Here is a 25,071-nt window from a genome sequence, read left to right as displayed (position 1 = left end):
GGAGTCTGTGACACAGCAGCCGGTCGGTTTCCCGACTCACCAGCGTCGGTGAGCAGGTCTCGCCGCCTGCGGCGACCTGTGGAAACTGCGGTGCGGCGTGGGCCTTTGGCAGGGGTGACGGGCTGACCGCCGAGAGCTTCGGGGGTGCGCCGCCCCGCAGGAAGATCGCATGCTTCGCGGCTGTGCTGAGTCTAGAGCGTAATCAACTCTTCCGACCTGCGGCAACAGGGCCCCGCTCGGCGTGTCCAAGTCTACCCCGGGTGACCCGGGCGCCGCTGACATCTACGGGCAACTCCCAGCGCTGCCAATCTGTTCCCGGCGCGAATCCCGCGGGCACCTCGGTCAACGCCAGCACGGTCGGGCCCGCCCCACTGACCACGGCCGCCACACCGGCCTCACGGAGCCCAGCGACCAGGGCAGCCGTCGCCGGCATCCCCCCGGCGCGATAGTCCTGGTGCAGCCGGTCGACGGTGGCCGGCAGCAGCAGCGCCGGGTCGGCGGTCAGGGCGTGCACCAGCAGCGCCGCCCGACCGGCGGTCAGCGCCGCGTCGGCGTGCGGCACGGTGGCGGGCAGCGCGGCCCGGGCGGTGGCGGTCAGGCCCCGCTCGCCGGGCACGAACACGGTGGGGCGGACGGCCTGCGCGACGGCCAGGGAGACCGCCCGGGCCCCGGCCGGCTCCGTCCAGGCGACCGTGAACCCGCCGAGCAGGCAGGGCGCGACATTGTCCGGGTGCCCCTCGATCTGGGCGGCCAGCCGGAGCGCGCCGACGTCGTCCAGCCGCGCCGCGCCGTCGTCGACCAGCGCCCGGGCCAGCAGCACCCCGGCGACGATGGCCGCCGAGGACGAACCGAGGCCCCGAGCCTGCGGGATCCGGTTGACGCACTCCAGGGCCAGCCCGGGTGGCTGCGCGCCGAGCACGTCGAAGGCGGCGCGCATGGACCTCACCACCAGGTGCCGGTCACCGTCCGGCAGCTCACCGGCGCCCTCGCCGGTGACCGTCACCCGGACACCGCCGGTGGTCACCTCGGCCGCCACGTCGTCGTAGAGCCCCAGGGCCAGGCCGAGGGCGTCGAACCCAGGCCCGAGGTTGGCGCTGGTGGCGGGCACCCGGACCCGCACCGGACCGGAGGCGAATGTCATCGGCACCGGTTCATGCTAGGACCCGACCCCGACAGCGCGCCGATTCACCCGGAGCGTGGGAATGGCGGCGTCGCCGCCAGGATGCTCCGCTGACGGGCTATCAGGAGTTGTGTCGGGAGTTGTCCGCCACGCCGGCCCCCGCCCAGTGGGGTCCGGGCAACGCGGCCTCACCCGCCCCCGGCCGCCGCGACCGACCCGCCGACTCGGCCTCAGGCGCGACCGAGCCGGCGACTCGGCTCAGGCGGCGCGGCTGGGCTCCGGCTCCTCCGCCGGGTCGGCGAGCGACAGCCGCCGGGTGGCGAGCCGCCAGCCCAGCGCGTAGACCACCGTGACCAGGCCGCAGCCGGCCAGCACGGTCCGCTCGCTCACCTGGTCCACGACCAGCGCCACCACGAGCTGGCTGACCGAGATGGCCAGCGTCGCCAGCATCATGTCGGTGGCGAAGACACGGCCGCGTAGCCGGTCCGGCACCTCGCCCTGGAGCGCGTAGTTCGACAGCACCCAGTTGCTGCCGCCGCCGAGGTGGGCCAGGAGGACCAGCACCAGCACCAGCGGGAACCAGCCGACCACCGACGCGCCGACGTAGGCCAGGCCGTAGAGGGACATGGACAGGGCCAGGCCGGTGAGCAGCCAGGCCCGGTTGGTGAGCACCCGCCGCATCAGGATGGGGCCGACCAGGGCGCCCGCGCCCCGGAAGGCGAAGAGCAGGCCGGTGCCGATCGGGCCGGCCCCGTACACCGCGGCGAGCAGCGGGAAGACGGTGAGCACGCCGTTGCCGAGGCCGACCGCCGACTTCACGGTGACCAGCGCCAGCACCCGCGGCCGGTGCGCGATGTAGCCCAGCGCCTCGCGGATCGCCGGCCAGGTGCGTGGCGCCGCCAGCTCGGGGTCGCGGGGAGCCTGCAACGGGCGGCGGATCCGCGTGGCCAGGCCGGCGGCCACGGCCAGGCCGCCCGCCGCCACCCAGAAGCTGACGTACGGGCCGGCGACGGAGCTGAGCATGCCGCCGAGCGAGGCGCCGACCACGGTCATCGTGCCCCAGGCGGAGCCGGCGACGGCGTTGCCGGCGGCCAGGTCCGCCGGGTCGAGCACGTTGGGCAGGGCGGCCTGGGCGGCGGGCGAGTAGAACGCCTTCGCCACCGCCACCGCCGCGATGGCGACCAGGGCCAGCCACGCCGTCCCCGCGCTCCGTACCCCGAGCAGCAGCAGGATGCCGACCAGCGCTGCCAGGTTCGCCGCGATCATGACCTTCCGCCGGTCGAACCGGTCCGCGACCGTGCCGGTGTACGGCAGCAGCAGGGCCGTCATGCCGGTGTCCACGGCGAGCACCAGCGCGCCCCAGACCCCGCTGCCGGTCAGCTGCGGCAGCAGCACCAGCAGCGGCACCATGACGAACCAGTCCGAGCCGAACACGACCAGCTCGGCGAGGAAGAGGTTGCGGAAGTCGCGGTTGCGGACGACGACCGAGAGGGTGGGTGACACGCGGGAACCCTACCCGGCCGCTCAGACGGCGACGCCGTGGCGGAGCAGCTGGGAGACGGTCACGAAGGTGTAGCCGCGCTCGCGCAGCCCGGTGATCATGTCGGGCAGGCCGCGGAGCGCGACCAGCCGCTGCTCGGTGCCGACGTCGTGGCCGAGCAGGATGGTGCCGGGCTGGACGTCGGCCACGATCCGCTTGGCGTGGCCGGCCGGGTCGTGCGGGAACTCGCCCTCGACCATCTGCAACGTCCAGAGCACCAGCCGGTAGTCCAGCCGGGCCGCGGCGTGCAGCACCGCCCCGCCCAGATGGCCCCAGGGCGGGCGGAGCAGACGGGGTGCCGACCCGGTGGCCTCGGCGATGGCCTCGTGGCTGCGCCGCAGGTCGTCGTACGCGGTCTGGGCATCCATCCGGGCCAGGTCGTGGTGGGCCCAGCTGTGGTTGCCCACCTCGTGCCGGCCCAGCCGGCCGCGGACGAGCGCCGCGTGTTCCCGGGCTCGGCCACCGACCATGAAGAAGGTGGCCGGGACGTCGTACCGCTCCAGGGTGTCCAGCACCATCGGGGTCCACTGTGGCCGCGGCCCGTCGTCGAAGGTGAGCGCGAGCAGGCGTTCGGCGGTGCGTACGCCCCAGACGACCTCGACCGCGCCGGTGCCGACCTGCTGGTAGCGGCTGCCCAGGGTGGCGCTGGCCGGCCCGCCGGCGATCGGCAGCCGGCGGTCGGCGATCCAGGTGGTCTGCGCGGTGCCGGCGGCGCCCAGCGCCACGCCCCCGGCCAGCAGCGCGGTACGACGCAGCAGGGTTCGCCTGCTCCACCGGCCCGCGCCGTCCGCCATGGCCCCGCTCCCACTCCGGCCGGTCGCCGCTCGACGGACCGACACCTGCAGTAGGCGTCAACTCACTCACGGTACCGCCTGCCGTCGCCACCCACTGTCGCCTTCGCGCCACCCCCGTCGCCTCTCCGCCGGCCGGGATGACGGCGCGTGGCGCGGTCGGGGTCAGTCGGTGGACGGCAGGGGGGAGTGACGGCTCTTCGGCAGGCGCAGCACCTCGAACTGGTCCGTGCCGTCCAGCAGCGCGGCCGACGGAGCCGGCCGGGCCGGCGGCGGGGCGGCCGAAGGCTCGGCGGCCTCAGCCGGAGCCGCGCCGCCGCCGACCGCCACCGGAACCGGGGCGGGGGCCGGCGGCGTCACCGGTGTCGGCCTGTCCCGGTCCGGCACGCGCGGGGGTTCCGGTTCGCGGCGGCCGGCCCGGCGCTCGCGCAGCGACTCCTTGGTGTGCTCCACCAACGTGTAGAGCGTCGGCACCAGGATCAGCGTCAGCAACGTCGAGCTGATCAGGCCGCCGATCACCACGATCGCCAGCGGCCGGGAGATGAAGCCGCCCTCGCCGGTGAGCCCGAACGCCATCGGCAGCAGGGCGAACACGGTGGCCAGCGCGGTCATCAGGATCGGTCGCAGTCGCCGCCGGCCACCCTCGACCACCGCCTCGGTCACCCCCATCCCCCGCGCCCGGTACTGATTGACCAGGTCGAGCAGGACGATCGCGTTCGTCACCACGATGCCGACCAGCATGAGCACGCCGATCAGCGCCGGCACGCCCAGCGGCGTCCCGGTGGCCAGCAGCAGCGCGATCGCGCCGGTGGCCGCGAACGGGACCGAGATCAGCAGGATCAGCGCCTGGGTCAGGCTCCGGAAGGTGGCCACCATGATCAGGAAGACGATCGCGATCGCGGCCAGCACGGCCAGCTTCAGGTCGGCGAAGGCGTCCTTCTGCTGGGCGCTGACCCCGCCGATGGTGAACGTCGCGCCCGGCACGTCCAGCGCGTCCAGCCGCTTCTGCAGCTCCTGGGTGGTGCTGCCGAGATCGGAGCCGGTGACCGTACCGGTGACCGAGACGCTGCGCTCGCCGTCGATCCGGGTCACCTGCTGCGGGCCCTCGACCTGGTCGACGTCGGCGATGTCGTCCAGCTTGACCGGGCCCACCGGCAGCGCCCGCAGCTCCGCCACGCTCAACGGGGGCCGGAGCCCGGTGCCGAGCACCACGCTCTGCGGCGTGCCGTCCAGCGTGACCTGCCCCAGCGGGGTGCCCCGGTACACCTGCGCGACGAGCTGCCCGACGGCCGCCTCGGTCAGCCCGGCCCGGGCCGCGGCGACCCGGTCCACGGTCACCTCGACCCGGGGCACCCGGGCGGCGAGGCTGGTGTCGACGTCCTCGACGCCCGGCGTACCGGCCACCGCGTCCCGGACGGCGTCGGCGGCCCGGGTCAGCGTGTCCGGGTCGGCGGCCCGCACGACCACCTCGAGCTGGTTCGCGGAGGTGGCGTTCTGCCCGCCGGAGAAGCTCAGCTCGCCCACCTCGGGGCCGAGGGCGTCGAACTCCTCGCGCAGCACCCGCCGGACCGTCGCGGCGTCGGTGTCCTCCGTGAGCGCGACCGAGAAGGAGGCCGTGTTGCCGGTGCCGCGCGCCCACGGCATGGTGCCGCCGCCGCCCGCCGTGACCTGGTAGGTCTTCACCCCCGGCGTACGCCGGAGCACCTCCTCGACCCGACCGGCGGCCTGGTCGGTGCCGGTCAGGCTGGTGCCCGCCGGCAGCTCCTGACGGATCGAGAGGGTGTCCTGGCCCGAGTCGTCCAGGAAGTTGGTCTCCAGCTTCTGGGCCAGGCCGAACGTGCCCAGCAGCACCAGCAGGCCCAGTCCCACGGTCGCCCAGCGGGTGGCCCGGGACCGGGTGGCGAAGCCGACGACGGGCAGGTACGTCCGCTGCAGCCGGCTGCGCAGCTCCTTCTCCTCCGCGGCGCGCCGGACCGCGGCCTCGTCCGCGCCGGTCGGGCGCGGCTTGAGGAACCAGTACGCGAGCACCGGGATCACGGTCAGCGACACCAGCAGCGAGGCGAGCAGGGCCACCGTCACGGTGACCGCGAACGGTGCGAAGAGCTGCCCGACGAAGCCCCCCACCAGCGCGATCGGCGCGAACACGGCGACCGTGGTGAGCGTCGAGGCGGTCACCGCACCGGCCACCTCCCGCACCGCGACCAGGATGGCGTCCCGCTTCGGCTCGCCGTACTCCAGGTGTCGCTTGATGTTCTCCAGCACCACGATGGAGTCGTCGACGACCCGCCCGACGGCGATGGTCAGCGCGCCGAGGGTGAGCAGGTTGAGCGAGTAGCCCTGGCCCCAGAGCACGATCAACGCGACCAGCATCGACAGCGGGATGGAGACCGCGGTGACCACCGTGGAGCGGATCGAGAGCAGGAAGACCAGGATCACCACCACCGCCATCAGCAGACCGAGCAGGCCCTCGGTGGTGAGGCTCTCGATGGAGCGCTCGACGAACGGAGCCTGGTCGAGGACGACCGTCAGGTCGGCGCCGGAGGCGGCCGTCAGCTCGTCGAGCCGGTCCCGGATGCCGTGCGAGATGCGGACGGCGTTGCCGTCGGGCGCGGCGGTGACGGAGATGCCCAGGCTGGGCTTGCCGTTGGTCCGGGTGAAGCCGGTGGCCGGGGCGAGCTGCTGTTCCACCCGGGCCACGTCGCCGAGGCGTACCGGGGCGGCGGGAGCCGTGGTGAGCACGATGCCGCGCAGCTCGTCCATGGTCCGGACCGGGGTGCCGACCTGCACCGGCAGCGACCGGCTGCCGTCGGTGACCGCGCCGGCCGGCAGCGCGACACCATTGGTCTTGAGCGCCTGGGCGATCGCGGTGGGGGCCAGCCGGGCCGCGGCCAGCCGTGCCGGGTCGGGGATGATCATCACGACCGGGTCGCGGGTGCCGGTCACCGCGACGGTGCGGACACCGTCCACGGCCTCCAGCTCGGGTACGACGTCGCGGCGCAGCTTCTCCGCCAGGGCCTGCTCGTCGTCGCCGCCGGTCGCGGCGAGCACCACGACGGGCAGGTCGTCGGTGCTGCCGACGATGACCTGCGGGTCGACTCCCTCGGGGAGCTGCGCGTCGATCCGGTTCAGCGCGGCCTGCATCTTGTTGACCACGTCGTCCAGGTCGGTGCCGAACGCGTACCGCACCTGGACCGTGGTGGAGCCCTCACGCGAGGTGGAGGTGATCTTCTCCAGCCCCGGGATGCCCTGGAGGCTGTTCTCGATCGGCTCGGTGACCTGGGACTCGACGATCTCCGGCGCGGCGCCCGGGTAGGCCGCCACGATGAACGCCGCGGGAAACTCCAGCGACGGCAGGAGCTGCTGCTTCAGCGACGGTACGGCGAACGCCCCGAACGCCGTTGTCACCAGCGCGATGAGGGCGATCAGGCCCCGGTTGGCGAGACTGAATCTGGCGAGCAGCGACATCGGCCTGGCTCACTCCTGGAAAGGGGTCTGCGGGGTCCACAAAGTCTGCCCCACCGACTCCCCCGCCCCGCACCCACCCACCCCGTCGGAGACCCTGTTGATCAAGGAGTTTGCGTCGGAGATCGGGCCGATCCTGACCCAAACTCCTTGATCAACGCACCGAGCCCGGTCCCCGGGGGTGGGGTGGGGTTGGTTGGTTAGGCGAGGTCGAGGGCGCGGGCGGCGGCCTGGGGGTCGTTGGCGATGGTCAGCGGGGCGGGAGCGGTGGAGATGGCCCACTCGGGGTCCTTGAGGCCGTGGCCGGTGACCGTGCAGACCACCCTCGACCCGGCCGGCACCCGGCCGGCATCGGCCTGCTGGAGCAGGCCGGCCACGCTGGCCGCGCTACCCAGCTCGACGAAGACCCCCACCTCGCGGGCCAGCAGCCGGTACGCCGCCAGGATCTCCCGGTCGGTGACCGCCGAGATCAGCCCGCCGGAGGCGTCCCGGGCGTCGATCGCCCTGGTCCAGCTCGCCGGGTTGCCGATCCGGATGGCGGTGGCGATGGTGGACGGCTCCGGCACCACCCGCCCGGTGACGATGGGGGCGGCGCCGGCCGCCTGGAAGCCGTACATCTTCGGGGTCTTCGTGGCCCGGCCGGTGGCCAGGTCCTCCGAGTAGCCCATCCAGTAGGCGGAGATGTTGCCGGCGTTGCCGACCGGCAGGCAGTGGACGTCGGGGGCGTCGCCGAGCGCCTCGACGATCTCGAAGGCGGCGGTCTTCTGGCCGTGCAGCCGGTCCACGTTCACCGAGTTGACCAGGGCGACCGGGTAGTCCTGCGCGAGCTTGCCGGCCAGCGCGAGGCAGTCGTCGAAGTTGCCCTGCACCTGGAGCAGCTTGGCCCCGTGCACCAGCGCCTGCGCCAGCTTGCCCAGCGCGATCTTGCCCTGCGGCACCAGCACCGCGCAGGTGATCCCGGCGCGGGCCGCGTACGCCGCCGCGGAGGCGCTGGTGTTACCGGTGGAGGCGCAGATGATCGCCTTGTTGCCGGCCTCGACGGCCTTGGAGACGGCCACCGTCATGCCCCGGTCCTTGAACGAGCCGGTCGGGTTGGCTCCCTCCACCTTCAGCCACACGTCGGCGCCGAGCCGGGCGGCGAGCACCGGCGCCGGCAGCAGCGGGGTGTTCCCCTCGTGCAGGGTGACGACCGGGGTGGCATCGGTGACCGGCAGCCGGTCCCGGTACGTCTCGATCAGACCACGCCACATGTCGCCCTCCTCGGCTCGACCGCCCCGCCGCACATCGGGGCCCTACCAGCGTGAGCCACCCGGTCGGACCGGCCGCCGGCACGCCCACCACTAACCATCAGGCGGGACGCCGCGTCACGCCTCGCCCTCGACGCGCAACACGCTGGTCACCGAGCGGACGATCGCCAGCCCGCGCAGCTCCCGGACGGTGGCCGCGAGCGCGGCGTCCGGCGCGACGTGGGTCACGATCACCAGCTCCGCGTCCGCGCCGCCGCCCGCCGGGCCCTGCCGGACGGTGGCGATGGAGACCTCGTGCCGGGCGAAGACCCCGGCCACCGCCGCCAGCACGCCCGGCCGGTCGGCCACGTCGAGGCTGATGTGGTAGCGGGTGAGCGCCTCCCCCATCGGCCGCACCGCCAGGTCCGCGTACGCCGACTCGCTGGCCGCGCGCACCCCGGCGAGGCGGTTGCGGGCCACCGCCACCACGTCGCCGAGGACGGCGCTGGCGGTCGGCGCCCCGCCGGCGCCCCGGCCGTAGAACATCAGCTGCCCGGCCGCCTCGGCCTCGACGAAGACCGCGTTGAACGCGTCACCGACGCCGGCCAGGGGGTGGCTCCGCGGGATCATCGCGGGGTGCACCCGGACGCTGACCGTCTCGCGGCCCGCCGCGTCGGTGCCCCGGGCGGCGATGCAAAGCAGCTTGATGGTGCAGCCCATCGCCTTGGCGCTGGCCACGTCGGCGGCGGTCACCTCGGTGATGCCCTCGCGGTGCACGTCGGCGGCGGTGACCCGGGTGTGGAACGCCAGCGAGGCGAGGATGGCGGCCTTGGCGGCGGCGTCGAAGCCCTCCACGTCGGCCGTCGGGTCGGCCTCGGCGTACCCCAGCTCGGTGGCCTCCTCGAGGGCCTCGGTGAAGCCGGCACCGGTGGCGTCCATCGCGGAGAGGATGAAGTTGGTGGTGCCGTTGACGATCCCGGTGACCCGGTTGATCCGGTCGCCGTGCAGGGACTCGCGCAGCGGGCGCAGCAGCGGGATGGCCCCGGCGACGCTCGCCTCGTAGTAGAGGTCGGCGCCGCCCTCGGCGGCGGCGTCGTGCAACGTGCCGCCGTCCTCGGCGAGCAGCGCCTTGTTGGCGGTGACCACGCTCTTGCCCGTGCGCAGCGCCTCGACCAGCCAGCCGCGGGCCGGCTCGATGCCACCGACCACCTCCACCACCACGTCCACGTCGTCCCGCTTGATCAGCCCGAGCGGGTCGGTGGTGAACAGGGCCGGGTCGACCGGCAGGTCGCCGCGGTCCCGGCCGAGCCGGCGTACGGCGATCCCGGCGATCTCCAGCGGGGCGCCGATCCGGGCGGCGAGGTCGGCCGACTGCTCGTGCAGCAGCCGCACCACCTCGCTGCCGACCGTGCCGCAGCCGAGCAGCGCCAACCGAACGGGTGAGGTCATCCGACATCCAATGCGAGCAGGTCCTCTTCGGTCTCCCGGCGGACGATCAGCCGGGCCCGACCGTCGCGGACGGCGACGACCGGGGGCCGCGGGACATGGTTGTAGTTGCTGGCCATGCTCCGGCAGTACGCCCCGGTGCCGGGCACCGCGACAAGATCTCCGGGCTGCACGTCGGCGGGCAGGAATTCATCCTTCACCACGATGTCCCCGGACTCACAGTGCTTTCCCACCACGCGGGCGAGCAGCGGTTCCGCCGCCGAGGCCCGGTTGGCCACCGTCGCCGAGTACGACGCGTCGTAGAGCGCGGTGCGGATGTTGTCGCTCATCCCGCCGTCCACGCTGACATAAGCACGACCATCGGCTGCGCTGCCACCAGTGCCTAACGGCACGGACTTGACCGTGCCGACCTCGTAGAGGGTGAACACGGCCGGCCCGACGATGGCCCGCCCCGGCTCGATGGACAGGTGCGGCACGGCCAGCTTCTCGACCGCGCACTCCCCGTCGACGATCTTGCGCAGCCGCTTGGCCAGCTCGTGCGGCGCGGCCGGGTCGTCCTGCGTGGTGTACGCGATGCCGAAGCCGCCGCCCAGGTCCAGCTCGGGCAACTCCACCCCGCGGGCGTCGCGGATCTGCGCCTGCAGGCCGAGCACCCGCCGGGCGGAGACCTCGAAGCCGCTGGCGTCGAAGATCTGCGAGCCGATGTGCGAGTGCAGCCCGCGCAGCTCCAGCACGCCCTCGTCGAGGATCTTGAAGGCCGCCGCCGCGGCCGCCCCGCCGGCGAGCGAGAAGCCGAACTTCTGGTCCTCGTGCGCGGTGGCGATGAACTCGTGGGTGTGCGCCTCCACCCCGACGGTGACCCGGACCAGCACCTTCGGGCGTACCCCGCGCTCGCGGGCCAGCGCGGTGAGCCGGTCGATCTCGGCGAACGAGTCGACGATGATCCGGCCCACCCCGGCGTCGACCGCCCGGGTCAGCTCGGCCACCGACTTGTTGTTGCCGTGGAAGCCGATCCGCTCCGGCGGCATCCCCGCCGACAGCGCGGTGGCCAGTTCGCCGCCGGTGCAGACGTCGAGGAACATGCCCTCCTCGGCGATCATGCGGACCACCGCGCGGCACAGGAAAGCCTTGCCGGCGTAGTAGACGTCGACGTCCGGGAACGCGGCCCGGAACTCGCGGCAGCGCGAGCGCAGGTCGTCCTCGTCCAGCACGTACACCGGGGTGCCGAACTCGGCGGCCAGGTCGCGGACGTCCAGGCCGGCGACCTCCAGCGCGCCGCTCGCGGCGCGCACCACGTGCCGCGGCCACAGCTGCGGCACCAGGGAGTTGACGTCGACCGGGGTACGCAGCCAGGCCGGCCCCCGGTTGCCGATGTCGCCGTGCAGGGCACCGGCCTCGTGCGCGCGCATCGGTCGTTACATCCTTTCCGGGGCGGAGACGCCGAGCAGGTGCAGCCCGTTGGCGATGACCACCCGGGTCGCGTCGTTGAGCCAGAGCCGGGCCCGGTGCAGGTCGGTGACCTCCTCGTCGCCGCGCGGCAGGATCCGGCAGTTGTCGTAGAACCGGTGGTACGCCCCGGCCAGCCGCTCGAGGTAGCGGGCGACCAGGTGCGGCCCACGCAGCTCGGCCGCCGAGGAGACCACGGCGGGGAACTCGGCGAGCGCCTTGAGCAGCTCGTTCTCCTTCTCGTGGGAGAGCAGCTCGGCGTGGAAGCCGGCGGCGTCGCCCCGGGTCAGCCCGACCTCGGCGGCGTTGCGCCCGACGCTGGCGGTGCGGGCGGCGACGTACTGCACGTAGTAGACCGGGTTGTCGCGGGTGGCCCGGGTCCACAGCTCCACGTCGATGTCGATCGGCGAGTCGCTGGAGTAGCGGGCCAGCGCGTAGCGGGAGGCGTCCACGCCGATCGCGTCGACCAGGTCCTCGAGGGTGACCACGGTGCCGGCCCGCTTGCTCATCCGCACCGGGGCGCCGTCGCGGACCAGGTTGACCAGCTGGCCGATGAGGATCTCGAGGTTGCGCTCCGGGTCGTCGCCGAAGCAGGCGGCCATCGCCTTCATCCGGCCGATGTAGCCGTGGTGGTCGGCGCCCAGCATGATCACCACGCGCTCGAAGCCGCGCTCGCGCTTGTCGAGGTAGTAGGCGCAGTCGGCGGCGAAGTAGGTCCACTCGCCGTTGGACTTGCGCAGCACCCGGTCCTTGTCGTCGCCGAAGTCGGTGGTGCGCAGCCAGGTCGCGCCCTCGGACTCGAAGAGGTGCCCCTGCTCACGCAGCCGCGCGAGGGCCTTGTCCAGCTCGCCCCGGTCGTGCAGGTCCTTCTCGTTGAAGTAGGTGTCGAACTCGACGCCGAAGTCGCGCAGCGACGACTTGATCTCGGCGAACATCAGCTCGACGCCCTCGACCCGGAACACCTCCTGGGCGGCGGCGTCGGCCAGCTCCCGAACCTCCGGCCGGCGCTCGACCACCTCGGTCGCGATCTCCGCGATGTACGCGCCGCCGTAGCCGTCCTCGGGGGCCGGCTCACCCCGGGCCGCGGCGAGCAGCGAGCGGGCGAACCGGTCGATCTGCGAGCCGGCGTCGTTGAAGTAGTACTCCGTGCCGACCTCGGCGCCGGTGGCGCGCAGCAGCCGGCTGAGCGCGTCGCCGACGGCCGCCCAGCGGACCCCGCCGATGTGCACCGGCCCGGTCGGGTTCGCCGAGACGAACTCCAGGTTGATCTTCTGGCCGGCGAGGGTGTCGCTGCGGCCGTACGCCGGGCCGGCCTCGACGATGACCTTGGCGAGCTGGCCGGCGGCGGCCGCGTCGAGCCGGATGTTCAGGAAGCCCGGGCCGGCGATCTCCACCGACTTGATCCCCGGCGCCCGCCCGAGCTGCTCGGCCAGGGCGGCGGCCAGCTCCCGCGGGGGTACGCCCACCTTCTTGCTGAGCTGCAGCGCCAGCGTCGAGGCGTAGTCGCCGTGCTCGGGGTTACGGGGTCGCTCGACGGTGGTCTGCGCGGGCAGCGCGGAGCGATCCAGGCCCCGGTCTTCGAAGACGGCGTGGGCAGCGGAGAGGACGACCTCGGCGAGTTCTGCGGGAGTCACTGATCCATGTTATCGGGGGTAGACTCGGGCACCGCGGCGGCGACCAGCATGTGACCCGGTCCGCGGCTCCCCTGACCGACCGACCTGACGAGGCACGATGAGCATCAGCACCCCGGGCGGCCCGGAGCGCCGCCCGACCGTGGTCAGCACCGGTAAGAAGCCGGCCGCCGGCCGGCCGGCCGCTGCCGACAAGCCTGCCGACGGCAAGGCCGGGGCCGGCAAGGGAACCCCCCGGCCGAGCGCCGGCGGCAAGGGCCGCAAGCCGGTCGCCCCGGTGAAGGTGAGCCAGGGTCGGTCGTGGGGTCCGATCGCGCTCTTCGTCGCGGTCGGTGTGCTGGCCGTCGGCATCATCGGCGTCGGCGCGTGGGCGGTCTACCGGGGCTCCCAGCCGTGGCAGAAGCGGGCCGACGCGATCAAGGGCGTGGTCGACTACCGCAAGAAGGACAAGGAGCTGGTCACGGGCGGCCGGCACCAGCCGGGCCCGATCAAGTACGACATCCTCCCGCCGGTGGCCGGCCCGCACAACGACTCCTGGCAGAACTGCATGGGCGACGTCTACGACGCCCCGATCGCCAACGAGCACGCGGTGCACAGCCTGGAGCACGGCACGGTGTGGATCACCTACCGCCCGGACCTGCCGGCCGACCAGGTGGCGAAGCTCAAGGCCAGGGTGCAGGGCCAGGAGAAGATGATGCTCAGCCCGTTCGAGGGGCTGGACAAGCCGATCTCGCTGCAGGCCTGGGGCTTCCAGCTCAAGGTCGACAACGCCGACGACAGCCGGATCGACGAGTTCATCAAGACGCTGCGGGTGAACGCCTCCGTCGAGGGGCCGACGGCGCTCTGCGACCAGGGCATCACCGCCACCGGCACCACGCCGCGCGACCGGGGCGGCAGCCAGATGCCCGAGCAGCCGACCCAGTGAGGACGCCGCGATGACCGCTGCCGTGACGACGGACACCGAGCTCGACGAGGTCCCGGCAGCCGACGACGGTGGCCGGGGGGCGATGCGCCGCTTCGGCACCCTCGCCGTGGCCGCCGCCGTCGTGGTCGGTCTCCTGCTCGGGTACGCGGGCGGCCTGCTCACCCCGACCTTCACCCGCCCCGGGAACAACTCCGTGGAGGCCGGCTTCGCCCGGGACATGACCACCCACCACGCCCAGGCGGTGGCGATGGGGCTGCTGGCCTTCCAGCAGGGCCAGGACCCGGAGGTACGCCAGATCGGCGCCGACATCGCCACCGGCCAGCAGGGCGAGATCGGCACCATGCAGACCTGGCTGCGGCTGTGGAAGTTGGACCCGACCGGTGACCAGCCGCCGATGGCCTGGATGTCGGACGGCGCGCAGTCGATCAAGAACGGCCTGATGCCGGGCATGGCCACGCCGGAGGAGATGAAGAAGCTGCGGGCCGCCACGGGCCGCGAGTTCGACGTGCTCTTCCTCCAGCTGATGATCCGGCACCACCTCGGCGGGGTCCACATGATCCGGGGAGTGCTCGACGAGGGGCATGACAAGGACGTGCTGGCGGTCGCCCAGATCATGAAGAACACCCAGCAGAACGACCTGGCCAACCTCCAGGCCGCGCTCAAGCGCCTGGGCGGCTGAGCCGGCAGAGCGCACCTGCTCCGGATGGGCCCGCGTCGGGTACGACGCGGGCCCATCCGCATGTCGGACCAACCCATGTCCGTTATGCAGCTTAAGAGCGCTTGGTGGGCATTCGACCCATTGCGTTACTTGGAGACTTTTCTCCCCACATATCGTGACCAGTTGCGATTCGGGCTCGTTGCGCAGGACGTGGGGGTTGCACTCAGAGACGCAGGGCGGTCGGTGACCAGTTGGTGCCGACGCCACACCATCGGCGGTGACGGGGCGGTGGCAGCCGCCCGTCGCGGACAGCGGCCGGGCGAGCCGGGAGCGCTCAGCCGCGAACAGGAACTCGAACTGATCGACGTGCTGCGGGGCGTCCACCCCGACGAGTTCGGCCTGGACGAGGAGCTCTGGACGCGACAGAGCCTGACCACCCTCATCCAGCGCCGGTTCGGCCTGACGATGGACGCCGGCGCGGTCGGGGCGTACCTGCGGGCCTGGGGGTTGGGCCCGCGGGAGCCCCGGGAGCGGGCCTGCGGGCTCTGCGTGGGCGCGGTCGAACGCTGGGTACGCACCGAGTACCCCTCGATCACGCGGGCCGCGCAGGAGCACGCCGCGGAGGTCTACTGGATCGGCCGGGTCCGCCTGCGCGGCACCATGCCGGCGGCCGACGCGATCTCGGCGGTCTCGTCCCGGGGTCGGGTGCGCTTCATGATCACCACGCCCTCGGTGGACCCGCCCCTGCCCCGCGACTTCGTCCTCCGGCTCAGCGGCGCCGAGGAACGTACCGTGCACCTGATCGTCGACGGCTCGTGGCCCCGCAACGAGTGGCCGCGCCGCCTCCCCCGGCGTATGGTGCTGCATCCGCTCCCCAGCTGCGGCCGTCCGCTGACCGCCGCCTGAGCGGCGCGAGGATCGGCACGGGGTGCCGATTGGGTGATCCGGAGGCGGGTTTGCTACTCTTCTCGGGTCGCTGAGCCCCCGTAGCTCAGGGGATAGAGCACCGCCCTCCGGAGGCGGGGGCGCAGGTTCGAATCCTGCCGGGGGCACACCACCGATAAGCAACACGTAAGGCCGCTGACCAGGGAGAACCCGGTCAGCGGCCTTAATCGTGCAGCCGGCCTCGCCGCAGCGCTCGCAGCGTGTCCATCGTCGGCGGCGCCGTGAGCGTCGGCTCCGACGTCGGCGTGCTCGGGTCGGTGGGGGATGGCGGCGCGGCCGTGCTGGAGACCGTCACCGCGGGTGGCTCGGCTCGGGGCCGGCCTCGCGGCGGGCCTTCGCGCGGCGTTTGCCCTCGTGCATCGCCTGCACCCGGGCCACCGGGATGGTCCGCCCCTCGGCGACCAGGTCGGCCGGGAGCCGCTGCGGGTCGGGCAGCGCCGCCCCCCACGGGTCCCGGTCGGCGACCAGCGCGGGCACCGTCCGCACCGTGAAGTCGGCGGGCGTCACCGACTCCAGGTCGTCCCAGCCCACCGGGTACGACACCGGCGTGCCGGGCCGCACCCGGGGGCTGTACGCGGCCACCACCGTCGCCCCGTACGCCCGGGTCGAGTCGACGAACACCCGGCCGCCCCGGTCCTCCACGATGAAGGCGGTGGTGGCCAGCGCCGGGTCGAGCCGTTCGGCGTGGGCGGCCAGGGCCCGGGTCGCGGCGGCCGCCTCCTCGGCGGTGGTCCCGGCCGCCACCGGCACGATCACGTGCACGCCCTTGGCGCCGCTGGTCTTCACCGCCCCGGCCAGCCCGGCGTCGGCGAGCGCCTGCCGGACCAGCAGCGCGGCCCGGACGGCCAGGCCGAACGAGTCGCCCGGTGGCGGGTCGAGGTCGAGCACCAGGTGGGTGGGGTGCTCCGGCCGGCCCGCCCGACCCAGCGTCGGATGGAACTCCACCGCCCGCTGATTGGCGAACCAGAGCAGCGTCCGCCGGTCGTCGCAGAGGGCGTACGAGATCCGCCGGCGCGACGCCTCCGCCCAGACCGAGGTGCGGCGCACCCAGTCCGGGGTGTACTTCGGCAGGTTCTTCTGCATGAACGGGTCCTGCCCGGGCCGCACCCGGACCACGGACAGCGGACGGTCCCGCAACTCCGGGAGGATCCGCTCGTGGACGGCGTCCAGGTAGTCGACCAGGTCGCGCTTGGTGGCCCCGGCCCCGTCGAACAGCGGCTGGTCCAGGTTGGTCAGGGACACTCCGGCCCGGGTCTCGTCAGCGGCACCCATCAGCCCACCTTCCCGTGCCGGGGCGGCGCCGGCAACCCCGACACGACCGCCACGGGGTCACACCCAGAACGTGTCGTGTCGCAGGAAGAACTCCGTCCGTTCCTCCTCGGCCTTGCCGGCCAGGTCCAGCAGGCCCTCGAAGTAGCCCTCCCTGGGCGCGCCGGGGGCGAAGTGCAGCAGCATCGAGGCCGGTTCGCCGGACTCGTTGCGGAACGCGTGGACGCCGCCCTCCGGGACGTGCACGAAGTCGCCGGGCCTGGTGTCGATCCATCGCCGGCCGTCGTAGATGCGCACCGTCCCGGAGAGGATGAAGAACGACTCCGAGATGGACCGGTGGAAGTGCGGTGCCGGCCCGCTCGGCTGCGGCCCCATCTCCCAGCGGTAGAGCCCGAACTGCCCGTTTGTCGACGCACCGGTGGCCAGGTAGTGCGCCGAGCCGCCGGTGGGATAGACCAGCTCCGGGGGATGGTCGGCCGGCCGGTAGGTGGCGGTCTGCTCGCCCTGGTCGCCGGAGTAGCGCGGCGGTGGGTAGGTCACCATGCCTCCTGCCCGTTCGGAAACACGTCGTCGCCCGCTCGGATCGCGGCGAGCATCTCGACGGTACGGGCTCGGGCCGCCACGTACAGCCCCGAGCCGAAGCTGATCCGGGCCACACCGAGGGCGGTCACATCGGCCACGCCGGGCGCGCCTGGGCGTGCGAACACGTTGACCGGGGCGTCCACCTCGGCCACCAGGGCCCGGATCGCCGCCGGGTCGGCCAGCACGATCGGATACACGCAGTCCGCCCCGGCCGCCCGGTAGCGGCGGGCCCGGCGGACCGCCTCGGCGAGCCGCCCCTCCGGCGGCCCGTACGCCCGCAGGTGGACGTCCACCCGGGCGTTGAGCACCAGGTCCACCCCGGCCTCGCGGGCCGCCGCCCGGATCGCAGCCAGCAGGTCGGCCTGTTCCTCCACGTCGCACAGCTCGCGGGTACGCGGGTCGGAGTCCTCGATGTTGCACCCCACCGCGCCGGTGGCCAGCAGCCGGTCGACCAGCTCGGCCGGGCGCAACCCGTACCCCCGTTCCAGGTCGGCGGTGACCGGGACCGGCACGGCGGCGGCGATCCGGGCGACCGCGGCGAACATCTCGGCCGCCGGGGTGACCTCGCCGTCGGCGTGGCCGAGCGCCGCGGCGACCGCGCTGCTGCTGGTCGCGACGGCCGGGAAGCCGGCGGCGACCACGGCGCGAGCCGACCCGGGATCCCAGGCGTTGGGCAGGATCAGCGGATCTCCGGGGCGGTGCAGCGCGCGCAGCGCGGTGGCCTGCTGGCTCAGTTCGCTCATCCGGCGATTCTCGCCGCGCGGGGTGTCCGGCCCTAAGCTCCAATTCCGTGCCGATGGACTGGGCCGATTTCGGCGTCGACCTGCACCTGGAGCTGGACGCGAGGGGCGGCCGGCGGGCCGGGCTGGAGCGGGCGCTGCGGGACGCCGTCCGCGACGGCCGGCTGCCGCCGTCGACCCGGTTGCCCGCCACCCGCGCCCTCGCCGCCGAGCTGGGCCTGTCCCGGGGCACGGTCAGCGCCGCCTACGACCAGCTGGTCGCCGAGGGCTGGCTGGTGGCCCGGGTCGGCGCCGGCACCGAGGTCAGCCCGCTGCGCCGGGTCGCGCCGCCGCCGGCCGCACCGCCGCCCGGGCCGCCACCCTTCCGGTACGACCTGCGCCCCGGCAGCCCCGACGTCGGACTCTTCCCGGTCACCGCCTGGCTGCGGGCCACCCGGCGGGCGCTCGCCGTCGCCCCCGCCGAGGCGTACGGCTACGGCGACCCGCGCGGCCGCCCCGAGCTGCGCAGCGCGCTCGCCGGCTACCTGGGGCGGGCCCGGGGTGTGCTCGCCGACCCGGAACGGATCGTCGTCACCACCGGGTACGTCCAGGCGCTGGTGCTGCTCACCACCGTGCTGCGGGACGCGGGTACGCCGAGCCTGGCGATGGAGGATCCGGGGCTCGCCTTCCATCGCGAGGTGGTCCGCCGGCACGGTGGGCGCGTACTGCCGCTGCCGGTGGACGACCGGGGCGCCCGCACCGATCTGCTCGGCACCGGGAGCCTCGCCGGGGTGGGTGCCGCGGTGGTCACCCCGGCGCACCAGTTCCCGACCGGGGTCACGCTGCACCCGGCCCGCCGGCACGCGCTGACCGACTGGGCCCGGAGCACCGGCGGCCTGGTCGTCGAGGACGACTACGACGGTGAGTTCCGGTACGACCGGCAGCCCGTCGGGGCGGTCCAGGGCACCGCCCCGGAGCAGGTCGCGTACGTGGGCACGGCGGCGAAGACCCTCGGCCCGGCGTTGCGGCTGGCCTGGCTGGTGCTGCCGGCCCGGCTGGTGGATCCGGTGGTGGACGCCAAACGCCATCTCGATCTGCACACCGAGACGATCGGCCAGCTCGCCCTCGCTGACCTGATCACCACCCACGGCTACGACCGGCAGGTCCGGACCGTCCGGCGGCGCTACCGGCAGCGGCGGGACCTGCTGCTGGACCGGCTGGGCCGGCGGTGCGGCCTGGGCGGGATCTCGGCGGGCCTGCACGCCACCGTCCACCTGCCGCCGGACGGCCCGTCCGAGGCGGAGGTGCTGGCGGCGGCCGCCGCGCGCGGGCTCGCCCTCGGCGGGCTGGGCGGGCACCGGCACCACCCGCAGGGCCAGCCGCCCGGCCTGGTGGTCGGGTATGCCCACCCGCCGTCCCACGCGTACCCGGCGGCGGTGGATCTCCTGGCCCGGGTCCTCGCCGACCTGGGCGCCTGACCCGCCCCGCCGGACGAGTGGACGCTGTGGCGAAGGCCACGCCACCAGTCTGACCGATCGGTCAGGTGCTGACCGATCGGTCAGGCATGCTGGAGGACATGGCACGGTCGCTTCCCGAGACCCACGACGAGATTCTCGCCGCCGCGGCGCGACGCTTCGCCGTCACCGGCTACAAGGGCACCTCGCTCCAGGACATCGCTCGCGAGGTCGGCTGTGCCAAGGCCACCGTGCTCTACCACTTCGCCAACAAGGAAGCCCTGCTCAGCAAGCTGATGGCACCCGCCATCGCAGTCCTGGAGGCGCTCGACGCGCGGATCGCCGGGCACACCGGCGCCGCCGCGCAGGAGGTCGCCGCCACGGGCTTCGTCGACCTGGCGGTGCGCTTCCGCCGGGAGATCGCACTGCTCCGCGGCGAGTTCCCCGATCTGCTCCAGCAGCCGGCCTTCGCGCACATCCAGCAGATCTCCGAGCGACTGGTCGCGGCGTTCGCCGGCCACTCCGATCGTCCGTCCGCGCGGATCGCCGCGCTGGTCGTGCTGGCCGGCATCGCCGAGACCTGCGCCGAGTTCATCGACATACCCGACGAGGAACTGCGGCCCGCGCTGCTCGCCGTCGTTCGGCGGGCCGTCGAACCCATCACCTGATCCCGTTCGCGAACCTGAGGACTAAGGAAGCTCCATGGCGACCCTGCTCTACCGGCTCGGCCGGGCATCGTTTCGCCGGCGGCGCCTCGTCGCCGTCGTCTGGCTCGTCGTACTCGTCGGCCTCGGCGCCGCCGCGCTCACCCTGAAGGGCCCGACGGCGAGCAACTTCAGCATGCCCGGCACCGAGTCGCAGCGCGCGATCGACCTGCTCGCCGAGCGTTTCCCGGCGGCCAGCGGGGCCACCGGCACCATCGCCGTCAAGGCGCCCCAGCCCGGCCAGCTCGGCACCCCCGAGGGCCAGGCCGTGGTCAAGCAGGTCACCCAGGAGGCGGCCACGCTGCCCGGCGTGGTCGGCGCGGTCGACCCGTACCAGGTGCAGGCGCTCAGCCCGGACGGCCGGTACGCGCTGATCCAGGTGCAGTTCGCCGGCCGGGCGGACGAGGTGACCGACGCGCAGCGCGCCGCGTACGAGCAGGTGGGCACGCGGGCCGAGGCGCAGGGGTGGCAGGTCGCCCCCGGCGGCGAGGTGCTCAACGCCGAGCCGGAGGTCGGCTCGACCGAGGCGCTCGGCGTGCTGGTCGCGGCGCTCGTCCTGATCGTCACCTTCGGTTCGCTGGTCGCGGCCGGGATGACCATGCTGAACGCGCTGATCGGGGTCGGCGTCGGCATGGCCGGCCTGTACGCGCTCAGCGGCGCGGTCGAGTTGACCGGCACCGCGCCGATCCTGGCCCTGATGCTCGGCCTGGCGGTCGGCATCGACTACTCGCTCTTCATCACCTCGCGGCACCGGCAGAACCTGCGCGACGGGCTCTCGCCCGAGGAGGCCGTGGGCCGGGCGGTCGGCACCGCCGGCTCCGCCGTGGTCTTCGCCGGCGCCACCGTGGTCATCGCGCTCGCCGGCCTGGCGGTGGTGAACATCCCGTTCCTCACCGTGATGGGTCTGGCCGCCGCCGGCACGGTGACCGTCGCCGTCCTGGTGGCGATCACCCTGGCCCCCGCGCTGCTCGGCTTCGCCAGCCGGAAGGTGCTCCCCCGCCGGCTGCGCCGTCCCGAGGCGAGCCGGGTCGCGGAGGACCGCTCGGACTTCGGGTTCCGCTGGGCCCGCTGGGTGGCGAAGCTGCGGATCCCGGTCATCCTGGTCGGCCTGGTCGGCCTCGGCCTGCTCGCGCTCCCCGCCCAGGACATGCGCCTGGCCCTGCCGGACGCCGCCACCGCGGCCGAGGGCACCCCGGCCCGGGTCAACAACGACCTGGTGCAGGAGGGCTTCGACGCCGGCTTCACCGGGCGGCTCGCGGTGGTCGTGACCGCCGACTCGCCGCAGGCCACCCAGGCCGCCGTACCGCAGGTCACCGCGCTGGTCCAAAAGACGGACGGGGTGCTCGCCGTGGCCCCGCCGCAGTTCGACCCGTCCGGTCGGACCGCGCTGCTCGGGGTCATCCCCAAGACCGGCCCGACCGACGCGGCCACCGAGACGCTGGTGCACGACATCCGCGACCACGTCGGCGGCATCCGGAACGCCGACGTGCTGCTGACCGGCGCGACCGCGATCGGTATCGACGTGTCGGAGAAGCTCTCCGACGCGCTCCCGGTCTACCTGCTGCTGGTGGTCGGCCTGTCGGTGCTGCTGCTGATGCTGGTGTTCCGCTCGGTGCTGGTGCCGGTGAAGGCGGCGCTGGGCTTCCTGCTCACCGTCGCGGCCACCTTCGGCATCACGGTCGCGGTGTTCCAGCAGGGCCACCTGGCCGGCCTGATCGGGCTGGACACGCCGGGCCCGCTGGTCAGCTTCCTGCCGATCCTGCTCATCGGCATCCTGTTCGGCCTGGCCATGGACTACGAGGTCTTCCTGGTCTCCCGGATGCGGGAGGACTTCGTGCACGGCGACACCGCCCGGAAGGCCACCATCAACGGAATGGGGCACGGGGCGCGGGTGGTCACCGCCGCCGCGCTGATCATGATCTCGGTGTTCGGCGGCTTCGTCTTCCTCCACGACCCGGTGATCAAGTCGATGGGCTTCGCCCTCGCGGTCGGCGTCGCCATCGACGCCTTCGTGGTCCGGATGACCATCGTCCCGGCGGTGATGTCGCTGCTCGACAAGGCCGCCTGGTGGATCCCCCGCTGGCTGGACCGGATCCTGCCGAACGTGGACGTCGAGGGTGAGGGCCTGCGCGCCCACCTCACCGCCCGCGAACCCGCCGGCGTGTGAGAGGAGGGGCTCACACGCCGGCCGGGTAGGTCTCCATCTCGCCGGGGGCGGTACGCGCCGGCAACGGGTGCAGGGCGGTGGACTCGTCGCACCAGATGAAGCCGTCGTAGCGCTCGCCCAGCCGCGTCGGCACGTAGTTGCCCCAGGACTCGAAGCTCGGGTCGTAGACCACCCCGATGGCCCGGTGGTCCGCCTGCCCGGTGACCCACTCCGGCTGGTCCGGGCCACCGAAGACCAGCACCGCCCGCTCCGGCATCAGCTCGTGCAGCCGGCGCTCCACCGAGCCCTCCCGGGCCGGCGGCACCACCATGGTCTCCGCCGGGGAGCCCCAGCGCGGCGCGGCGATCACCGTGCCCCGGTAGCTGCCGAAGCCGATCAGCGCCACCGCGTCCGGGCCGTGCCGCTGCCGGGCCAGCTGGCCGATGTTGACCATCCCGTCCGCCGCCATGTCGGTGGCTCGGGCGTCGCCGACGTGGGTGTTGTGCGCCCAGACGATGCCCCGGGACTCCGGGCCGTACCGGTCGAGCAGCCGGTCCAGCGTGTCGGCCATGTGGGTGTCCCGGACGTTCCACGACTCCGGCCCGCCGCCGACCATCGCCCGGTAGTAGCGCTCCGCGCCGGCCACCACCTCCGCGTTCTGCCGGGCCGAGAAGCAGCCCGGGCCGTCCGCGGCAGCCTGTTCCCGGGTACGCGTCAGGAGCCGGACCACCTCCTCCTCGCACCGGGCCGAGACGAACCGGCTGGCACTGCCGTACTCCTCGATCCGTCTGCCGTACGGCTCGAAGCAGCGGTACGCCTCCTGCGCCGCCTCCAGCGAGGCCGGATCCTCCTCGCCCAGGTAGTCGAAGATGGCCTGCATCGACTCCCACAGGCTGTACACGTCCAGCCCGTGGAAGCCGGCCCGCTCCCCCTCGGGGCGTTCCAGGTTCCAGGCCCGCAGCCACCGGCCGAAGCGGGCCACCTCGGCGTTGGCCCACATCCAGGTGGGCCAGCGTTCGAAGGCCTCCAGCGCGAGCTGCGGATCGGCCGGCCCGCCCGGGGCGCCCACCACCGAGCGGTGCACCCGGTCGCAGTCCGGCCAGTCCCCCTCCACCGCGACGAAGTCGAAGCCCTGCTCGGCGATGAGCCGCCGGGTCAGTTGCTCGCGCAGCCGGTAGTAGTCGTAGCTGCCGTGCGTCGCCTCCCCGATCATCACGATCCGGGCGTCCCGGACGCGTTCCAGCAGCGGATCGAAGTCGCTCGGCGCGCCGAGTCGCTGAACCAGCATGCCCGCGGCTACCCCCGGACCCCCGCCGGCAAACCGCCCGCCGGGGCGCAAGGAAGGGCCCCTTGTTAACGCCAGGCGATAACAAGGGGCCCCTGCTTACCGGCGGGCGGAGCGGGTAGCCGGCCGGTATGAGGGTCACCGGGGTGCAGTTGGAGGAGTTCCTGGCCGGGCTCGACTACCCGGTCTCCCGGGAGGATCTGGTCCGCCGGTGGCAGGAGAACGGCGGCAGCACCGAGCTGCTGCAGATGCTCAAGGCGCTGCCGGCGGAGCAGTTCGACTCCCCCGCCGAGCTGGATGCGGCGCTGGACACCCTGGCCTGATCCGCGCCGCCCTCGGGTGGACCGCGTGGAGCAACCGGAACAGCACCAGCCACTGCTCGGGCCAGACCAGCCCGACCGGAGTGTGCGGATCGAGCCGGGCGGCCCGCAACGCGCCGTCGACCCGGCCGCGCGGATGGGCGGTGCGCAGCGACGCCGCGAGCGAGCCGCCGCCCCCGCCGAAGCCGAGCTCCACCATCCTCCGGTACGCGGGCAGCGCCGCCGGGGGCAGCAGCGGCTCCGGGCGGCGTTCGATGCGCAGGATGCCCCCGTCCACGGCGGGCACCGGGCGGAACGCGGCACGCGGCACCCGGCCGGCCAGCCGCCAGTGGTGTTCGGGCCAGGTGAGCACGGTGAGCCGGCTCCACCGCCCGTGGTCACCGGTGCGCTTGCGCGCGTACGCGAGCTGGGTGAGCAGGGTCGCCGACCGCAGGCCGGGCGCGGCGAGGCACCACCGGATCACGGCGGCGGTCAACGACCAGGGGATGTTGCCGACCACGGCGAACGGCTCGTCGGGCGGGGCGGTGGCGAGGAAGTCGACCGGCCGGACCTGGACCCGCGGCAGGTCCGCGCAGACCGCGGCCAGCCCCGGCAGGACGGCCGGATCGACCTCGTACGCGATCAACCGGCCACAGCGGGCGGCGAGCGGCCGGGTCAGCCGGCCGTCCCCGGCGCCCACCTCCAGCAGCAGGTCGTCCGGGCCGGGGCGGGCCGCCCGGACCATCCGCGCGACGGCGGCCGGGTCGGCGAGGAAGTTCTGGGACAGTACGCGACGGGACCGGTCGCGTGCGGTGGTACGGAATCGGCGGGGCGCCACGAGATCGTCCTGTCTGTCGCCCGAACGGCGACGGTACGGACAGGCAGCGCGGAGCGGGCCTGTCCGGGCGGAATCGGGACTCGGACGACCCTGGAAGTCGGCGGAACGCCAAGGCGGCCGGCCCGGTCACGGGCCGGCGGTGCGGACGGTCAGGTCAGGCGCGGTGGGCGTCCCGGCCGGCCAGGGCCGGACGCCGGACTCGCGGACGGGGGACCAGGAGGAGGCCCCGCGCGGCCGGCGTGACGGCCACGTCGATCAGGGCGTGCGCGAACATGCCGGCCAGGCTAGCGCCCCACCCCGCCACCCGGCGACGGATTTCGGGGCGAGCGGCCCCGGGGATCAGAGGTCGATCGTGCGGCCCTCGGCCCGGGCCCGCTCGGCGGCGTCGAGCACCGCCACCACCTCCCGGCCGAACCGTACGTCGCAGCGGTGGTCCCGGGTGCCCGCCTCGACCTCCTCCAGCAGCTGGTCGATCGCGGTGCCGAACGCCTGGAGCGCGCTGCCGTCGCCGGGCGGGACGGTCTCGGTGCCGTTCTCGCCGAAGAAGACGAAATCCCGGGTGACCGCCTCGGCCGGCGCGTCCAG

The 25,071-nt window shown here is 73.8% G+C and carries 19 protein-coding genes, 1 tRNA gene and 2 pseudogenes; 8 read left to right on the top strand and 14 right to left on the bottom strand.

What is annotated here, in order from left to right; translation table 11 throughout:
- Positions 1-202 precede the first annotated feature (202 nt).
- The 8 genes from thrB to argS form a co-directional block, all read right to left on the bottom strand.
- Positions 203-1,141 carry a homoserine kinase gene (gene thrB / locus ABZ570_RS22665; protein ID WP_358066956.1) on the bottom strand — a complete coding sequence of 313 codons (939 nt, stop codon included), beginning with the start codon at positions 1,139-1,141 and terminating at the stop codon, positions 203-205.
- Between the two features lie 237 nt (positions 1,142-1,378).
- Positions 1,379-2,623, bottom strand: coding sequence for an MFS transporter (locus ABZ570_RS22660; protein WP_358066916.1), 1,245 nt, complete (start codon positions 2,621-2,623; stop codon positions 1,379-1,381).
- Positions 2,624-2,644: 21 nt separating this feature from the next.
- On the bottom strand, positions 2,645-3,454 hold the full coding sequence (locus ABZ570_RS22655) for a polysaccharide deacetylase family protein (RefSeq protein ID WP_358066913.1): 810 nt from the start codon (positions 3,452-3,454) through the stop codon (positions 2,645-2,647).
- A gap of 162 nt (positions 3,455-3,616) precedes the next feature.
- The gene (locus ABZ570_RS22650) at positions 3,617-6,916 is read right to left on the bottom strand and encodes an efflux RND transporter permease subunit (protein WP_358066910.1); all 3,300 of its coding nucleotides are present in this window, start codon (positions 6,914-6,916) and stop codon (positions 3,617-3,619) included.
- Positions 6,917-7,113: 197 nt separating this feature from the next.
- Positions 7,114-8,163 (bottom strand): threonine synthase, encoded by a 1,050-nt coding sequence (gene thrC, locus ABZ570_RS22645; RefSeq protein WP_358066907.1) that lies wholly within the window; start codon positions 8,161-8,163, stop codon positions 7,114-7,116.
- Between the two features lie 114 nt (positions 8,164-8,277).
- Positions 8,278-9,588, bottom strand: a complete 1,311-nt coding sequence (locus ABZ570_RS22640; protein ID WP_358066903.1) for a homoserine dehydrogenase — start codon at positions 9,586-9,588, stop codon at positions 8,278-8,280.
- Positions 9,585-10,994 carry a diaminopimelate decarboxylase gene (lysA, locus tag ABZ570_RS22635; protein WP_358066900.1) on the bottom strand — a complete coding sequence of 470 codons (1,410 nt, stop codon included), beginning with the start codon at positions 10,992-10,994 and terminating at the stop codon, positions 9,585-9,587. Before lysA ends, ABZ570_RS22640 begins: the two co-directional genes overlap by 4 nt.
- Positions 10,995-11,000: 6 nt before the next feature.
- Entirely contained in the window at positions 11,001-12,665 is a 1,665-nt protein-coding gene (gene argS / locus ABZ570_RS22630) for an arginine--tRNA ligase (protein ID WP_358066898.1), read from the bottom strand.
- A 97-nt stretch (positions 12,666-12,762) separates the two neighbouring features.
- On the opposite strand from argS, the gene ABZ570_RS22625 reads away from it, so the two are divergent.
- From ABZ570_RS22625 to ABZ570_RS22610, 4 genes are all read left to right on the top strand, one after another.
- On the top strand, positions 12,763-13,587 hold the full coding sequence (locus ABZ570_RS22625; RefSeq protein WP_358066895.1) for a DUF3105 domain-containing protein: 825 nt from the start codon (positions 12,763-12,765) through the stop codon (positions 13,585-13,587).
- A 10-nt stretch (positions 13,588-13,597) separates the two neighbouring features.
- Entirely contained in the window at positions 13,598-14,266 is a 669-nt protein-coding gene (locus ABZ570_RS22620; protein WP_358066892.1) for a DUF305 domain-containing protein, read from the top strand.
- Positions 14,267-14,455: 189 nt separating this feature from the next.
- Positions 14,456-15,151, top strand: coding sequence for a winged helix-turn-helix domain-containing protein (locus ABZ570_RS22615; protein ID WP_358066953.1), 696 nt, complete (start codon positions 14,456-14,458; stop codon positions 15,149-15,151).
- Between the two features lie 74 nt (positions 15,152-15,225).
- A tRNA-Arg gene (locus tag ABZ570_RS22610) sits at positions 15,226-15,297 on the top strand.
- A gap of 184 nt (positions 15,298-15,481) precedes the next feature.
- Here ABZ570_RS22610 and ligD read toward each other — a convergent pair.
- Genes ligD through ABZ570_RS22595 form a run of 3 tightly spaced genes read right to left on the bottom strand, consistent with a single transcriptional unit; the run spans position 15,482 to position 17,784 of the window.
- Positions 15,482-16,462, bottom strand: a complete 981-nt coding sequence (gene ligD, locus ABZ570_RS22605) for a non-homologous end-joining DNA ligase (RefSeq protein WP_358066889.1) — start codon at positions 16,460-16,462, stop codon at positions 15,482-15,484.
- Positions 16,463-16,519: 57 nt separating this feature from the next.
- Positions 16,520-17,002 carry a cupin domain-containing protein gene (locus tag ABZ570_RS22600; RefSeq protein ID WP_358066886.1) on the bottom strand — a complete coding sequence of 161 codons (483 nt, stop codon included), beginning with the start codon at positions 17,000-17,002 and terminating at the stop codon, positions 16,520-16,522.
- Positions 16,996-17,784 carry an isocitrate lyase/phosphoenolpyruvate mutase family protein gene (locus ABZ570_RS22595; protein WP_358066883.1) on the bottom strand — a complete coding sequence of 263 codons (789 nt, stop codon included), beginning with the start codon at positions 17,782-17,784 and terminating at the stop codon, positions 16,996-16,998. Before ABZ570_RS22595 ends, ABZ570_RS22600 begins: the two co-directional genes overlap by 7 nt.
- A 53-nt stretch (positions 17,785-17,837) precedes the next feature.
- On the opposite strand from ABZ570_RS22595, the gene ABZ570_RS22590 reads away from it, so the two are divergent.
- The 3 genes from ABZ570_RS22590 to ABZ570_RS22580 all read left to right on the top strand — a co-directional run bounded on the left by ABZ570_RS22590 (position 17,838) and on the right by ABZ570_RS22580 (position 22,085).
- The gene (locus ABZ570_RS22590; protein WP_358066880.1) at positions 17,838-19,238 is read left to right on the top strand and encodes a PLP-dependent aminotransferase family protein; all 1,401 of its coding nucleotides are present in this window, start codon (positions 17,838-17,840) and stop codon (positions 19,236-19,238) included.
- 98 nt (positions 19,239-19,336) lie between these two features.
- The gene (locus tag ABZ570_RS22585; protein ID WP_358066877.1) at positions 19,337-19,882 is read left to right on the top strand and encodes a TetR family transcriptional regulator; all 546 of its coding nucleotides are present in this window, start codon (positions 19,337-19,339) and stop codon (positions 19,880-19,882) included.
- Between the two features lie 34 nt (positions 19,883-19,916).
- On the top strand, positions 19,917-22,085 hold the full coding sequence (locus tag ABZ570_RS22580; protein ID WP_358066874.1) for an MMPL family transporter: 2,169 nt from the start codon (positions 19,917-19,919) through the stop codon (positions 22,083-22,085).
- Between the two features lie 10 nt (positions 22,086-22,095).
- On the opposite strand, the gene ABZ570_RS22575 is transcribed toward ABZ570_RS22580, so the two are convergent.
- A complete protein-coding gene (locus ABZ570_RS22575) occupies positions 22,096-23,352 on the bottom strand; it encodes an erythromycin esterase family protein (RefSeq protein WP_358066871.1) in 1,257 nt (418 codons plus the stop codon).
- 128 nt (positions 23,353-23,480) lie between these two features.
- On the opposite strand from ABZ570_RS22575, the gene ABZ570_RS22570 reads away from it, so the two are divergent.
- Positions 23,481-23,672, top strand: coding sequence for a DUF2795 domain-containing protein (locus tag ABZ570_RS22570; protein WP_358066868.1), 192 nt, complete (start codon positions 23,481-23,483; stop codon positions 23,670-23,672).
- 28 nt (positions 23,673-23,700) lie between these two features.
- On the opposite strand, the pseudogene erm reads toward ABZ570_RS22570, so the two are convergent.
- Positions 23,701-24,486 (bottom strand): annotated as a pseudogene (gene erm, locus ABZ570_RS22565) (ErmE/ErmH/ErmO/ErmR family 23S rRNA (adenine(2058)-N(6))-methyltransferase); the annotation flags it as partial.
- Between the two features lie 339 nt (positions 24,487-24,825).
- Positions 24,826-25,071, bottom strand: a pseudogene (locus ABZ570_RS22560) (gfo/Idh/MocA family oxidoreductase); the annotation flags it as partial.

Source organism: Micromonospora sp. NPDC007271, assembly GCF_040634005.1.
Taxonomy (GTDB): Bacteria; Actinomycetota; Actinomycetes; order Mycobacteriales; family Micromonosporaceae; genus Micromonospora.
Note: the sequence above shows the minus strand (reverse complement) of the source record. Positions and strands in the feature narration are given on the sequence as shown.